12 protein-coding genes are annotated in these 14,823 nt (G+C 50.8%); 10 read left to right on the top strand and 2 right to left on the bottom strand.

Annotation, left to right across the window (positions count from 1 at the left end; genetic code table 11):
* Window positions 1-93 precede the first annotated feature (93 nt).
* Genes D7Z26_RS03980 through D7Z26_RS03970 form a run of 3 tightly spaced genes read left to right on the top strand, consistent with a single transcriptional unit; the run spans window position 94 to window position 4,974 of the window.
* A complete protein-coding gene (locus D7Z26_RS03980; protein WP_120974764.1) occupies window positions 94-1,851 on the top strand; it encodes a sensor histidine kinase in 1,758 nt (585 codons plus the stop codon).
* On the top strand, window positions 1,844-3,247 hold the full coding sequence (locus tag D7Z26_RS03975; protein WP_120974763.1) for a response regulator transcription factor: 1,404 nt from the start codon (window positions 1,844-1,846) through the stop codon (window positions 3,245-3,247). The genes D7Z26_RS03980 and D7Z26_RS03975 overlap by 8 nt, the downstream gene beginning before the upstream one ends.
* Entirely contained in the window at window positions 3,244-4,974 is a 1,731-nt protein-coding gene (locus D7Z26_RS03970) for an extracellular solute-binding protein (RefSeq protein ID WP_120974762.1), read from the top strand. The genes D7Z26_RS03975 and D7Z26_RS03970 overlap by 4 nt, the downstream gene beginning before the upstream one ends.
* 73 nt (window positions 4,975-5,047) lie before the next feature.
* Here D7Z26_RS03970 and yicI read toward each other — a convergent pair whose 3' ends face one another.
* On the bottom strand, window positions 5,048-7,375 hold the full coding sequence (yicI, locus tag D7Z26_RS03965) for an alpha-xylosidase (protein ID WP_120974761.1): 2,328 nt from the start codon (window positions 7,373-7,375) through the stop codon (window positions 5,048-5,050).
* 132 nt (window positions 7,376-7,507) lie between these two features.
* On the opposite strand from yicI, the gene D7Z26_RS03960 reads away from it, so the two are divergent.
* From D7Z26_RS03960 to D7Z26_RS03935, 6 genes are all read left to right on the top strand, one after another.
* On the top strand, window positions 7,508-8,389 hold the full coding sequence (locus D7Z26_RS03960) for an AraC family transcriptional regulator (RefSeq protein WP_120974760.1): 882 nt from the start codon (window positions 7,508-7,510) through the stop codon (window positions 8,387-8,389).
* A gap of 69 nt (window positions 8,390-8,458) precedes the next feature.
* Window positions 8,459-9,652: a peptidylprolyl isomerase gene (locus D7Z26_RS03955; protein WP_120974759.1), complete on the top strand. Its 1,194-nt coding sequence runs from the start codon at window positions 8,459-8,461 to the stop codon at window positions 9,650-9,652.
* A 220-nt stretch (window positions 9,653-9,872) separates the two neighbouring features.
* Window positions 9,873-10,568: a response regulator transcription factor gene (locus tag D7Z26_RS03950; RefSeq protein WP_120974758.1), complete on the top strand. Its 696-nt coding sequence runs from the start codon at window positions 9,873-9,875 to the stop codon at window positions 10,566-10,568.
* On the top strand, window positions 10,558-11,646 hold the full coding sequence (locus D7Z26_RS03945) for a sensor histidine kinase (protein ID WP_120974757.1): 1,089 nt from the start codon (window positions 10,558-10,560) through the stop codon (window positions 11,644-11,646). The genes D7Z26_RS03950 and D7Z26_RS03945 overlap by 11 nt, the downstream gene beginning before the upstream one ends.
* A gap of 84 nt (window positions 11,647-11,730) precedes the next feature.
* Window positions 11,731-12,621, top strand: a complete 891-nt coding sequence (locus tag D7Z26_RS03940; protein ID WP_120974756.1) for a D-alanyl-D-alanine carboxypeptidase family protein — start codon at window positions 11,731-11,733, stop codon at window positions 12,619-12,621.
* Window positions 12,621-12,875: a hypothetical protein gene (locus D7Z26_RS03935; RefSeq protein WP_120974755.1), complete on the top strand. Its 255-nt coding sequence runs from the start codon at window positions 12,621-12,623 to the stop codon at window positions 12,873-12,875. Before D7Z26_RS03940 ends, D7Z26_RS03935 begins: the two co-directional genes overlap by 1 nt.
* Before the next feature lie 26 nt (window positions 12,876-12,901).
* Here the strand turns inward: D7Z26_RS03935 and D7Z26_RS03930 are convergent, their stop codons facing one another.
* Entirely contained in the window at window positions 12,902-13,252 is a 351-nt protein-coding gene (locus D7Z26_RS03930; RefSeq protein WP_120974754.1) for a DUF2627 family protein, read from the bottom strand.
* A gap of 158 nt (window positions 13,253-13,410) precedes the next feature.
* Here D7Z26_RS03930 and D7Z26_RS03925 point away from each other — a divergent pair, with 158 nt between their 5' ends.
* Window positions 13,411-14,820, top strand: coding sequence for an MBOAT family O-acyltransferase (locus D7Z26_RS03925; RefSeq protein ID WP_120974753.1), 1,410 nt, complete (start codon window positions 13,411-13,413; stop codon window positions 14,818-14,820).
* The last annotated feature ends 3 nt before the right edge of the window (window positions 14,821-14,823 follow it).

Genomic DNA, 14,823 nt, shown 5'->3' with positions numbered 1-14,823 from the left:
TTTCTGCCAGCTTGTCGTCGCTAGCCTGATAGAGTCGGAAATATGGTATAATCCGGGAATAGAGGCGCTTACGAGAGGGAGAAACCATTCAGGATGCTTGGACTTGGACGCGTTGTCTGGCGAAATCGGATCGCCGTACGTTCATTAAGAAGAACGCTCGTGATCTATTTGATGATCGGCTGCTTGCTGCCGCTCGTCTTGGTATGCGCGCTTACGTATTCCTCGATCTATTCGATTCTTATGGGCAAAATTCAAAGCGGAATCAGCGCCAGCTTGCAACAAGAGTCCGCGAGCCTCGAGAATACGATCAATAACCTCGATTTCGCTTCCAAGCAATTCGCGCTGGACGGCCAGATCGTCGACGAAGTTTCGGCTTTTCTTCAGGAAAAACAAATTTTCCGCAAATCGCAAATCATGGCGTCGATAAACGAAAAAATGAACCTCGTCAATTTTACGAATCCGTATTTGGGCTTAACGGCTTACGTATTGCCGGGAGCCGACGATCAAATTTTATTCTCGAACCTGAGCATGGACCCGACTTTCGATAGCGGTAAGCTTCCGAGCTTCATGGTATATAACGGAGCCGAGTATTTCGGTCCTCACAAAACGTTATATCGGGACGGCTCCAATCTCGTATTCTCGGGTTTAAGAGTCGTGCGAGCGACGGGCGACCGTAAAGTGTACATCTATTTGGAGACGAATTACAGCCTGTTTCGCAAAATATTAAGCCAGCAATCGTACGGCATGAAAGTTAACCATCTGCTATTCAACGAGCAAGGCAAGATGACTTACATGGAAGATAAGGACGTTCCGGACGGTATTCAGAATTTGAAATGGAGCGATCCGTCCGACGTCCATAAAGAATATAAGGGATATCATCTGTTCCGTTATCTGAGTCCGCAAGGGTGGCAATTGATCGCCGCGGTGAAGAAATCGACCTTTAACAGCGAGATCTATTCCTGGATCGCGAAAATGATCGTCGTGGCGCTGTCCACGTTTCTCTTCGCCGCCTTGCTCGCCTACTTGATCTGGAGGCAGGTGTATAAGCCGCTTCGCAAGGTCAACGTGGAAATCGTTCGCATGGCGGAAAACCGGACGACTCCGGTGTCGTTCACGAGCGTAGCGGAGTTCGACCTCGTATTGAACAACTTTCAAGAGATGAAAACGCAAGTAAACGAATTGATCGACGCCGTGGCGAACAACGAGAAGCAGAAAAGCCAGTTCGAGATCGAGAAGCTGCTTAGCCAGATTAACCCGCATTTTCTTCACAATACATTGAATACGGTCCAATGGCTCGCTCGCTTGAACGGTCAGAAGGAAATCGATAAATTAGTGACGCTGCTCGTCAAGGTGCTGCATTACAACTTAGGCAAGCAAAGCTTGATCGTTACGGTCGGGGAAGAGCTCGAAGCGATTCAACACTATATGGAGCTCCAAAGAATCCGCTATGATTACGAATTCGAGTTCCACGTGGATGCCGACGAAGACGCGTTGTCCGTCGCGGTTCCGAGATTCCTGTTACAGCCGATCGTGGAAAATGCGATCTATCACGGAGGCAGCGAAAGAAACGGCAAGGTGGACGTGTCCGTACGTTCGTTGGGGGCCGATCGCGTGATGCTCAGCGTAGAGGATAATGGAATCGGAATGGAACCGGAAGCTATAGGAAAGCTCTTGAACGAGGATGAAGGGTCCAAACGAAGAGGATTAGGAATCGGTCTTTCCTACGTGAATCGCATGCTCAAGCATTATTACGGAGATCTGGTCCAGTTCGATATCCAGAGCGAGCCCGGCGTAGGGACGAAAATCTTGATCGTCATTCCTAGGAAAGCGAAGGGGGAGTTCGATGATTAGGGCGGTCGTCGTCGATGACGAGAAGCTGGTGCGCAAAGGGTTTATCTCATTGATCGACTGGGAGCGATTAGGCATCGTCATGGTCGGGGAAGCCGCGGACGGGCGTTCGGCGCTGGAGTTGCTGGAGAACGTCGATGCCGATTTGCTGTTCACGGACATTACGATGCCGGGTTTATCCGGGTTCGAACTCATTAAAGAGGTAAGGCATCGTTTTCCCCGGGTTAAATCGGTAGTGCTGACTTGCCATCACGAATTCGATTTCGTGCAAGAGGCACTGAGATTGGGCGCAATCGATTATATCGTGAAAACGTTATTAGAGATGGATAACGCGGACGAGGTCGTTAACCGGATCGTCGAACGTTATGAATGGGAAGAAGGCAATCGCGCCACTTTCCTATCCGACGTTAATCAGAAGCGAGTTCTGGCCTCCTCGGCACTCCTGTTTCTTCCTTTGTCCGAGGAAATGGAAAGTACGCCGTTGTTCCAGCTTGGAATCGTCCGTCGTAATCCATTGGAGGAGATCAATCGAATCTGGTTGGCGCAACTCGTACATCCTCCGACTCAAGAAGATTTGAATCGCGAGCTTTCCCGCGAATTGCTTGCAAACTGGCAGGTAGCGATCGTGACGGGGTTGGATGACGCGGCGTTGGAAGACGTGCGCGTAACGATCGGCGGCAAGCTTCCTCTCTATCTCTTTTACCAAGAGGACGACATGGAAGTGCCGGCACGGGTCGCTTATGGAGAACTTTCCCGGATATTCCGGAAACCAACCGGCGAAGCCAATAACTTGGGAATGGGTCTGAGATGGACGCTTTACGCGGGCGAATGGGATAATTTTGTGCGCGCCGTGGACGAGGAACGGCCGGAACCCGCGGAGCTAATCCGGCTCGCGGAAATGCTGTGCAGGGATTGGCAGGGGACGTTATTAACGCACAGGGATGCCGAGAATTTACTTTCGGGGTTCAGGCGCAACCGGAACTGGTCCGATTGGAGGCAGTGGTTTAAAAGGTACTCCGAAGTCATACAACTGCGAATGCTGGATTTGTCGATGTCAAAAGAAGTGATGCTCTGCCTCATTCGGGCCATTTCGTATATGAAGCGGAATGCCGGCGACAAGATCAATCAAGCAGATGTAGCGTCCTACGTCAATATGAGCCGAAGCTATTTCAGCCAATGTTTCGCCCGGTTAGCGGGGCAATCGTTCGGCGTCGTGCTCCGGGACTTGAGGCTCGCCAAAGCCAAGACGTTATTGCTGGAATCCTCCGCGCCAATTTACGAGATCGCCTCCATGGCGGGCTTCGAGGACGATAAGTACTTCAGTAAGCTATTCCGGGAGCGGGTAGGCAAGCTTCCGACCGAATACAGGGCGGATTGCGGCAAGGAGGCGGGGGTATGAGAGCGAGAGCCGATCAGAGGGCTTACGTTGTACTTTTGTCCCGCTTGCTCCTGATGCTCGCCATGCTTATACCGTTACTGATTTCCTGTTCGAATGGAAATTCGGCGCAGCAGGAAGGGCAAGGCGAAACGTCGGGAGATGGCGTATTCCCCTCCATTCCGTCGATCGAGGAGGATCCGGCATACGGCAAGTACGACGAACCGATTACCGTAAATATCGGTTTTAAAATTCCGGACGAGAAGAACGCAAGCGGAGAAACAAACGATAACAACCCGGTATCCCGCTATTTCGAGAAAATCACGAATATTAAAGTCGTTCATACCTGGGAGGCGAAACGGGACGATTCTTTCCTCCAGAAAGTCAACCTGGCGATCGACAGCGGCGACCTTCCCGATGCGATGGTCGTCGATCGCAATCAATTGCGGAAGCTGATCGAGAACGACATGATCGCGGATTTGACGGACGTTTATCGCGAATACGGTTCGAGCTTAATCAAAGCCATGTACGATTCGACGAAGGGCATCGCGTTGCAGGATGCTTCCTCCGGCGGCAAGTTGTACGGGCTTCCTAACGTGGCAATCGATGCGGATGCTCCGTCTTTGCTGTGGATTCGTCAGGACTGGCTGGAGAAGTTGCATCTGGCGCCGCCCAGAACGTTCGACGACTTGGCTAGAATCGCCCAGGCATTCGCGTACGGAGATCCGGACGGAGACGGCAAGCGGGACACGATCGGTTTACCGGGGGACAAGAAGGTCGTCCATGGGCAGGACAAAGCCGGACTAAACGGCTTCGATACGTTATTCAGCGCGTACCACGCGTTCCCCAAAAATTGGATCAAGGATAGCGACGGGAAAGTCGTGTACGGTTCCATAACTCCCGAAAATAAGGAAGCGCTGACGATGTTGGCGGATTGGTATAAGCGGGGGATTATCGATAACGAGTTCGTTTTATACAGAGAAGCGCAAGAGCCGATCGTCTCCCATAAAGCCGGCATGTTTTTCGGGCCGTGGTGGGCGCCCTACTGGCCTTTGGCCGAAGCCGTCGCTAACGATACGAAAGCGGAATGGCGTGCGTACGCCGCGCCCGTGGACGGGGACGGCAAGTTCGTAACCCATATGTCGCCGACGACGGATCGCTTTCTGGTCGTACGCAAAGGATTCGAGCACCCCGAAGCGGTCGTCAAAATGTTGAACGCCTTTACGCGGCTCGAAAGAAGGCAGGACCCGAATTCCGGAGAAGTAAAGAAGCTGGATTCGTTTTCCGCGCAAACGGGAGTTCAGTTACGAAGTTATTATCCGTTCGATTTGTTGCTCGATTACGCGGACGCCATTACGCAACGATACGTGAATATTCAGAAGGCGTTGCGGAGCGAGATCGATTATTCTTCCCTCGATCCGGATACGAAGCTCATCTACGAGCAGTCCGTAGCCGAAATGGATAACCCAAAGAAAAACATGGACGGATGGAAGGCGGCCAAAGCTTACGAGTATGGCGGCGGCGTTCTTTATACGACGGACATGGTTCAAGTCAGAGGCATTTTCTACGGGACGACGAAAACGATGGAGACGAAATGGGCGGCGCTGCAGAAGCAGGAAAACGATACGTTCTTGAAGATCATTGTAGGCGACCAGCCGATAAGCGCGTTCGACGATTTCGTCGCGGAGTGGAAAAGGTCGGGCGGGGACATCATTACGGGAGAAGTTGCGAGAATCGTGAACGGGAAATAAAAAAAGAGCTTGCTGCCTCTTCGAAGGAGGTTGCAAGCTCTTTTTGAGATCGACGCGTTGAAAGGGCGGCAGATTATAAGCGGATGATAATCGACGCCGTACCTACGACAGAGCTAACAAGTGTGCCTTGCTCGTGAGCGGTCGCAAGGCCGTTATCGACGCTAGCGACGGAAGAAATGCCGCGAAGCAACAGTTGCCAGCCGGAATCCGCCGTACCTTCGCTAGTAACCGTAATCGTATTGCCTCTCCGGCTAGCTTGGACCGATAGGCGTGGATCTCCCTGAGCGGAGGGGATATCGGCCGTGGCGACGGCCCCGTCTTGCAGCGCGAACAAGTGTAGCGTCGCTCCGTCGGCATACTCGTAGTCCGGGCGGCTATCTTCATTCCCTACGGCGATCAGACTATTCTCGCGGGCAAAGAGCGGAAGGCTGAAGTAATCGTAAGTTTCTTTGCGCCACGAACCGCCTTGCACCTGCTCGCCGGATAAGAAGTGCGTCCAAGTTCCTTGCGGCAAGTAATACGTCGCTTCGCCTTCCGGATTAAAGATCGGCGCCACGAGAAGAGAGTCCCCGAGCATGTATTGGCGGTCGACATAATCGCACGTTGGATCGTCGCCGAACTCGAGAATCATCGCCCGCATAAGCGGGATGCCGATGCTGGAGGATTCGACCGATTTGCCGAACAAATAAGGCATCAAGCTCAGCTTCAGTTTGGTGAAGAAGCGAAGCACGTCGACCGCTTCTTCGTCGTATAACCAGGGCACGCGATAAGACGTGCTGCCGTGCAATCGGCTGTGGCTGGACAGCAAGCCGAATTGGACCCAGCGTTTGTACAGATCCGGCGGAGAGCTCTGTTCGAATCCGCCGATATCGTGGCTCCAGTAGCCGAAGCCGGACAATCCAAGCGATAAGCCGCCGCGTAGGCTTTCCGACATCGACTCGTAGGTCGCTTCGCAATCCCCGCCCCAATGCACCGGGAATTGCTGGCCGCCGGCCGTAGCCGATCGGGCGAAGAGCGCCGCTTCGCCTTTGCCCCGTTTTTCTTCGAGCAGTTCGAACACGACCTTATTATACAAATGCGTGTAATAGTTGTGCATAGGCTGAGGGTCCGAACCGTCGAAATAAACGACGTCGGTCGGAATTCGTTCGCCGAAATCGGTTTTGAAGCTGTCGACGCCCATGTCGAGCAAAGCTCCGAGCTTGCTCTTGAACCACTCGCATGCGGCAGGGTTCGTGAAGTCGACGATCCCCATTCCGTATTGCCACAAATCCCACTGCCAGACGCTTCCGTCGGCGCGTTTCAATAGGTAGCCATTTTCCATGCCTTCGTCGAACAAAGCGGAGCGTTGGGCGATGTAAGGATTAATCCAAACGCAAATATGAAGTCCTTTGGCTTTCAGACGTTGCAGCATGCCTACCGGATCGGGGAATACGCGCTCGTCCCACTCGAAGTTGCACCATTCGTATTCCTTCATCCAGAAACAATCGAAGTGGAAGACAGCAAGCGGTAAGTCGCGTTCGGCCATGCCTTCCACGAAGCTCGTCACCGTCGCTTCGTCGTAATTCGTCGTGAACGAAGTCGTGAGCCACAAGCCGTACGACCAAGCCGGAGGCAAAGCGGGTTTGCCGGTCAAGGAAGTATAATTCGACAATACGTCTTTGAGGGTATCCCCTCCGATCAGGAAATACTCCAGGCTTTCGCCTTGTACGCTGAATTGGGCTTTCGAGACGATCTCCGAACCGACCTCGAACGATACAAGCTCGGGGTGATTGACGAATACGCCATAGCCGCGGTTTGTGACGTAGAAAGGAACATTCTTATACGCTTGCTCCGATGCGGTACCGCCGTCTTCGTTCCACATATCGACGACTTGCCCGTTTTTGACGAACGGGGTGAACCTCTCTCCGAGGCCGTATACCGTCTCGCCGACGCCTAGCGACAATTGCTCGCGGAAGTGGTGAACGCCGTCATCCCCTTTGACGTAAGCCGTCGAACGCGTCCCGCTGCCGGTCAAATGTTTTCCTTTATGGGTATAGGTGATTTTAACCGGATTCCGCTTCGTAATCTTCACTACCGTGTTTCCGCTTGCGAGGCTTACGAATTCCTCGTTGTTGTCGATCGTGACCGAAGCGTTGCCTGTTACATGTAGATCGAACGAATTCGGTCCTTTCCGAAATTGTCCTTTATGATGGTAAAATTTCGCTTTGATCACGTCCGGCATCGGAGAGGAGAACTCCATCGTCATGAGCGGCTCGTTCAGCGTGTTGCCCCGGTTTTCGAGATGTCTATGCGTTGCATACACCGTAATGGAATTCGTCCCTATGCGCACATCGTGAATTTCAAAGGGGCTAAACAGTTGGTATCCTTTACGCGTCATCCAGTAACCATCGGTAAATTTCATCGTCCCATCATCCCTTCTTATCGAAATTGTTTATTTTATCTTTATTAATGACATTATAATGATTTTCGGAAGCGGAATCTTGCATTATAATGCTTATTAATAACACGATTATGATTATATGGAGAATAAAACATGGATCAGAGGCATTTGAGGGAAAATCGTCGTCACGGCACGCCTCAATTTCCGCTTGCGGTGTATGAAATGGATTGCAAACCCAACGAGACGATTCTGGACAACCATTGGCATGATGAAGCGGAATTTCTCTGGGTCACGAGCGGCAAAGCCGTGTTTCAGATCGGTCTCACAACGTTCGCACTTCAAGCGGGAGAAGGGATATTCATACCTTGCGGAGAAGTGCACGGCGGTTATTCGATAGACGAAAATCACTGTTCTTTCAAAGCTGTCGTTTTTCATATGAGCTGGCTTGCGGAATCGAAAGATGCCATCGCGACGCGATTTTTTCAGCCTTTGCAGAGAAGGGAAGCCGCAATCCCGCCCAAATACGATTCTGGTTCGCAATGGGGCATTTCCATGCTATTGCACCTGAACGAGATTTATCGACTGGTCGAATCGGGTGATGCTGCCAAGGAACTGCGGACGAAATCCGAATTGTATTTACTGTTCGCGGATCTGATCACCAATGGGGTATGGACACGCCGAGATCCCGCGACACCAGTCGATACGCAGACGACCGATCGATTGAAAAGCGTAGTAAATTATATCGAGAATTATTGCGGACAGCCGTTAAACATCCCCCAGCTAGCTTCCCTAGCGGGAATGAGCGCCGGTCACTTCGGTAGAGCGTTTAAGGCTTTTATGAGGAAAGCGCCTATGGATTACGTAAACCATTATCGAATTCGGCAGGCGGCGTTTTTGCTGCAAAACTCGGATCTGTCCGTCGCGGAGGCGGCAATGGAAGTCGGAATCGATAATTTCAGCTATTTTAGCAAGCGATTTAAGTCGGTATACGACTGCACGCCCTCGCAATTCCGCAAAAAATTTAGGAGTCTTTAAGGTATTTATCCGAAATTCTGATATAGTAAAAATGGTCGATTGGCAAATAACGAGGAGGTCATACAGAAAATGACTGAACGTAACGAAAATGAATTGAACGATAAGACTAAGTTAACGAACGCCGAAGAGGAAAACGAACTCGAATTAAATGAGACGGAAGGCGTCGACTCGGAAATCGGAGCGCAAGACTTAGCGGACGAAGAACTGGAGGCGACGAGCGCCGAGACAGCGGCGGCGATTGCGGCTCCGGTCGTGCCCGTCGCGTCAGCCGCGCCAACTGCGTCTACCAAGAATCCCGCGGCCGTTGCCGTACCTTGGATTATCGCGGTTATCGCGATCGCAGCGTTCTTATTCGTGCTTCTAAAAAACCCATCGGACGATTTGAACAAAACCGTCGCGAAGATGGACGGCATCTCTGTGAAAAATTCGGATGTGTTGAACGCGATTTCCAAGCAGATGGGAGAAGATCAATTCAGCTCCTACGTGGACAGAACGGCGGAGCAGATTTTGGTAGACTCCCAGCTAGATAAAGCCGGCATTAAAGTGAAAGACGAGGACATTCAGAAAGCGATCGACAGCATCAAGCTGAGCAACAACATTGCGTCCGACGAAGATCTTACCGCTGCGCTGCAGCAATCCGGCATGACGCTTGAAGGCTTTAAGGAGCAACTCAAACCGGAAGTAGAACTCAAATTGCTATTCGATAATCAAAACAAAGCATCTGAAGACGATTTGAAAGCGTACTTCGAGAAATACAAGGATTCGAAGTTCGCAACGACTCCGAAAGAAATCAAAGCCTCGCATATTTTGTTGCAAACGAAAGAAGAGGCGGAAGCGGTTCTGGCCGAGCTTAAAGCCGGCAAAGACTTCGCGACGCTTGCCAAAGAAAAATCCCAAGACACGGGTTCCAAAGATAACGGCGGCGATCTCGGATTTTTCGGCAAGGGCGTTATGAATTCGGGCTTCGAGACAGCGGCATTCGCGCTTGCCAAAGGCGAAATGAGCGGCGTCGTGGAAGCCGAGAGCGGATTCCACATCATCAAAGTTACGGACGTGAAGGAAGCGGTCATTCCCGCTTACGACGACGTGAAAGAAAAAGTCAAAGATGCTTATTATCAAGAGAAGTACAGCACCGACGGACAAGCATGGCTCGAGAAGTTGAAAAAGGACAACAATTACAAAAACCTTCTCGTCAAGGCTGCTGAACCAGCGGCTTCCGCTTCTCAGGAAGCATCGCCGAGCGCAAGCCCAGCAGCCAAGTAATCCGCGTAACTTACTTGTAAGACAACAGCTTGTTCGATCCTCCGGTAGTTGAGGTCGAACAAGCTGTTTTTCGTTATTGTTAAACTTTAAGATAACCTTAAACGTTTCTTAAGATGTGTAAAACCTTGCCGGACTAGCGGACACGAAGATGAAGGATGCGGTATAGTGGGAAGCATAAAGCATAAAGAAAAAACGTCAAGCAAAGGAGATTTTCTCTGTAATGGCCAAATCTATTCTCATCGTTGACGATGATCGCGAAATCGCCAACTTAATCGATATTTATTTGAAGAACGAAGGTTTCGATACGGCGCAAGCCCATGACGGGGAAGAAGCGTTGGCGAAGCTATCCGAGAAACCTTTCCATCTCATCGTCCTCGACGTGATGATGCCGAAGATGGACGGAATGGAAGTTTGCAGGCGTATACGAGAGAACGGCTCCATCCCGATCATGATGGTAAGCGCCAAGGCCGAGCATATGGACAAAATTCTCGGGCTCATGACGGGAGCCGACGATTACGTCGTTAAACCGTTTAATCCGCTGGAGCTTGTCGTTCGGGTCAAGACGTTGCTTAGGCGCGCTTACCAATACGTCCAGCAAGTCCTCCCGGGGGAGGAAGAAGGATTGCTCAGAGTTAACGAGCTAACGATAAACAAATCCACGCACTCCGCGGAAGTGGAAGGGCGTCCCGTTCATTTGACGTCGACGGAATTCGGCATTTTGCATTTGTTGGCGAGCAACCCCGGTCGCGTTTTTAGCGCGGAGGATATTTTCCAACAAGTATGGAAGGAGAAATATTTCGAATCGAACAATACCGTGATGGTTCATATCAGCAAGCTAAGGGACAAGCTCGAGCAGGAGCTTGGACGCAAGCTGATTACGACGGTATGGGGGGTGGGCTACAAAATTGAGAGCTAATATCGCGATTCGAATGGCTTGGCGACTAGTCTGGCAAATTATTATGAGTTCGGTGCTCGCTGTCGCAACTTGTTATTTGTGCCTCATTATATTAGAGCGTATGACTCGGGGGGATGCCGGTTCCAGAAGCTTTCTTATTAGCGTGTACCGCGTATTCGGACAGACTCCGATTATGTTATTCGGTTGCTTCGTCCTATTCGTTGTATACATGGTGCTGCTTAATTGGAGGCGTTACAGTTATTATGACCAGTTGAGCCATTCCGTAGAGCATCTTGCCAAGGGCAATTTCGACGACGTCGTCCCCGTGAAGCAAAATAACGAATTAACCGTTTTATCGGAAAATATGAACCTGCTAGTCGAGGAGCTAAAGCGTTCGTTGGATGAAGAAAGGCGAACGGAGCAAACGAAAAACGAGTTGATCACGAACGTTTCTCATGACTTGCGTACTCCGTTGACGTCGATCATCGGATATTTGGGTTTGATCGAGCAAGATCGGTACCGAGACGAAGTAGAACTGCGCTATTACGTTCAGATCGCGTACGCTAAGGCGGAGAGGCTAAGAGGACTCATCCATGATCTGTTCGAATACACTCGCATGCGCCACGATGCCGTACCGTTAAACGAGAAGTCGTTTAATCTCGTCGAGATGATGAATCAATTGCTCGTTCATCACCGGTTGGCATTGGAGAACGCCAAGATGACGGGCAAGCTGATCACGAACGCAAGCGAACTAATAATAATGGGAGATCCGGACAAACTCGTGCGAGTGTTCGAGAATCTGCTTTCCAATGCCATTACTTATGGTTACGCCGGCGGAAAAGTCGAGATTTACTTGAACCTACACAACGAGGCGGCCGTCGTGGATATCGTGAATTACGGCGAGGCGATCCCATCGGCGGCTCTGCCGCATCTGTTCGATCGATTCTACCGAGTAGACAAGTCCAGAACGGAGAACAGTGGGGGATCCGGGCTGGGGCTTGCCATCGCCAAAGGTTTCGTCGAGAGGCATGGCGGAACGATTTCCGTTACTAGCGACGTCGATGGCACGAACTTCCGCGTGAGGCTTCCGCTTTCTTAAGGGAATCTTATGATTTGCTTTGAGTTTGCTTAAAAAGTTCCTTCTACAATAAGATTATCGCTTGTTGTTCAGGGGGAACCGGATATGATAAGAAAACGCAAAGCGCTCGCGACGGGTCTGATCCTCGTGGTCGTTTGGCTCATATGGAACAAAGGGTCTTTAGGTTTAACGAGAGTGGACGACGGGCCGCAGCTTGAGGTAGCTTCCGCGGTCATGATGGATGCGGAAACGGGCAAGTGGCTTTATCGAAGCCATGCGAAGGAACCTCTTCCTCCCGCTAGCATGTCCAAGATGATGACGGAGGTTCTCGTGCTCGAGAGTACGAGAAGCGGCGATGTCGGATGGGACGACCTGGTAATGGCCAGCGACTATGCGGCGCATGTCGGAGGTGCCGGCATGGGGCTTGCGGAAGGTTCGAAAACGTCCGTAAAAAGATTATTCAATGCGATGGCGATTCATTCGGCCAATGACGCGGCGGTGTCACTAGCCGAGTACGTAGCGGGCACGGAGGCGGAGTTCGTGGTCAGAATGAATAAAAAAGCCGCTGAAATCGGGCTGTCGGCGAAGACGCGTTTCGCGAACGCAACCGGATTGCCGAGCTCCGACTTGGAGGGGTTCGCGACCGCTTCGGCTGATTATGACACGGTAATGACTGCGGAAGACGTCGCGATATTGGGACGATATTTAATCGAGACGTATCCGGAAGTATTGATGGTTACGAAGAAGCAGTCGGCGGACGATTCGGACAAAGGACCGTTGCAAACGACGAATGAGATGCTGCCGGGTCAAAGGTTCGGCTTGAAAGGAAACGAAGGGCTCAAAACGGGGTATACCAAAAGCGCCGGATACTGTTTCACGGGCTCCACCGTCATAAACGGGCGTCGCTATATTACTGTCGTGATGGGCGCGAGCACCGCAGAAAGTCGGTTCACCGAAACGAAGAAGTTGCTCGACTATGCGAAGGAGGCTGCATGATGAGCGACTATGAACGACGAATCGAGTGTTTAAAAGCCGTCGAAGTGTTATGTTATTCGTTATGCATGAACCTTCTTGACGAGGAAGTTTTAGCCGCGCGAGCGGCGAAGTCGGCCTTATTCGATCTGTTCGCGGATGACCGAATGATCGTTCTGCAAGGCGCGGACAGGGATCGTTTAGTGCGCAAGCGGTCGATTGCCAGAGCGCTCGAGCTTATGGCAACGCAAAAAGGCACCGTTCCCTCGGTAGGGTAACAGTGCCTTTAAAGCCGATTCATCGACTACTCGCGAGAGCCGTCCGTAACGTTTCCTCCGTCCAATCGCTCCGTAAACTCGCTGCGTTCCGGACGAGGAGGACGCGGCGTACGAGGGCGGAAGCGCGAGGACAAGTAATTATGCTTGCGGTCGCGGAAGAAAATCCAACCTCCGATAAATCCGATGCCGATCAGGAAAAGTATTGCGCCGCCGATAAATCTACCCCATGAAAAATCGGGAGTACTCGTGTCGACGCCGCCCATTATGGCGAAATAATCGTATAAGGCGTCTTTCATCAGCAGAAAGCCATAGGCTGCCGCTATGCCGGGGATTACCAAGAGCATGATGGCAATGAGGCGCTGTATGATCAGTTTCATAAGATGATAAGGCCCTCCTTCCAATCCTTTAATCATAACGAAAAGGCGAAGTTTTGTCCATGTATGGCAACAAGCTCCTACTGAATCCCCTATGATCAGACAGAATCCTATGGTATTATGACACAAGAAAACGAGAGATAGAGAGAGGAGTTCGGGTAGTGGTATTTTCCAGTTTATTCTTCTTATATTTGTTCTTACCGATACTGCTTATTGCCTATTTCGTATTTAAGAATACGACGTACCGGAACTGGATCCTGATCTTCTTTTCCTTTGCCTTCTATGCATGGGGAGAACCCGTATGGATCATCTTGTTATTGTTAGCTTCGATAATTGGTTATTTATTCGCGCTAGGAATCGAGAAATATAGGGGTACTTGGCTGGCCAAAGCACAGTTCATAGCCGCGGTCGTCGTTAACATTGGAATATTAGGATTTTTCAAATACGCAGGTTTCTTGGTCGACAACGTCAATGCGATTTTACCGTTCGATATCCCTCATCCCGAGGTTACGTTGCCGATCGGAATTTCTTTTTTCACTTTTGAAATCATTTGTTACTTGACCGACGTCTATAAAGGTACGATCACCGCTCCTCGATCGCCGAAGAAGCTCTTGTTGTATGTATCCTTCTTCCCGCATCTGGTCGCGGGGCCGATTATTCGTTATTCCGATATTCAGCATCAGATCGATAATCCAAGAGTGACGATGGCCGGCTTTAGCGAAGGGATTACGCGCTTCATGATCGGTCTCGGCAAGAAGGTCATCATCGCGAATCTGCTCGGAGAGAGTGTATCGCAAATGCTGAATCCATCGTCAGGCTCGGCTACCGTGCTGGGCATCTGGTTCGGAGTATGTTTGTTCGCCCTGCAAATTTATTTCGATTTCTCCGGTTATTCGGACATGGCGATTGGACTAGGCAAAATGTTCGGATTCAATTTGCGCGAGAACTTCAATTATCCGTATATTTCGAAATCCGCGGGAGAGTTCTGGCGTCGTTGGAACATGAGTCTAGGCGGATTTTTCCGGGATTACGTGTACATTCCACTAGGCGGCAACCGAAAGTTTTACTTGCGCAATTTGTTCGTCGTCTGGTTCTTGACCGGCTTCTGGCATGGCGCTAGCTGGAACTTCATCATTTGGGGTTTGTATTTCGGGTTGCTGATCTATTTGGAGCGGGTATTCCTTGGCAAATGGTTGGAGAAAGGTCCTCGATTCGTCGCGCATCTTTATTCGACGCTCGCGATGCTGATCGGATGGGTATGGTTTTACTTCACCGACCTTCATCAAGCGATTAAAGCATTACTGACGATGTTCGGCTTGTATCATAGGAATTTCTATTCGACGGAAATGCAAATTTACTTCAAAGAAAACGTATTGCTGTTCATCGTTGCGATTATCGCTTCGACGCCGCTCATGAAATGGACATTCACCCGCCTCGCCGAATCCAATCCGAAACTCGGGGCAGGTTTGCAAGGAGTCGGCGTACCGGTGCTCAACATCGCGATTTTGATCATCGCGACGATCTTGCTCATCGGCAGCACGTATAATCCGTTTCTTTATTACCGGTTCTAACGA

The organism is Cohnella endophytica (assembly GCF_003628305.1).
Taxonomy (GTDB): Bacteria; Bacillota; Bacilli; order Paenibacillales; family Paenibacillaceae; genus Cohnella; species Cohnella endophytica.
The sequence above is the reverse complement of the archived record's forward strand: the minus strand, read 5'-3'. Positions and strand labels throughout refer to the sequence as shown.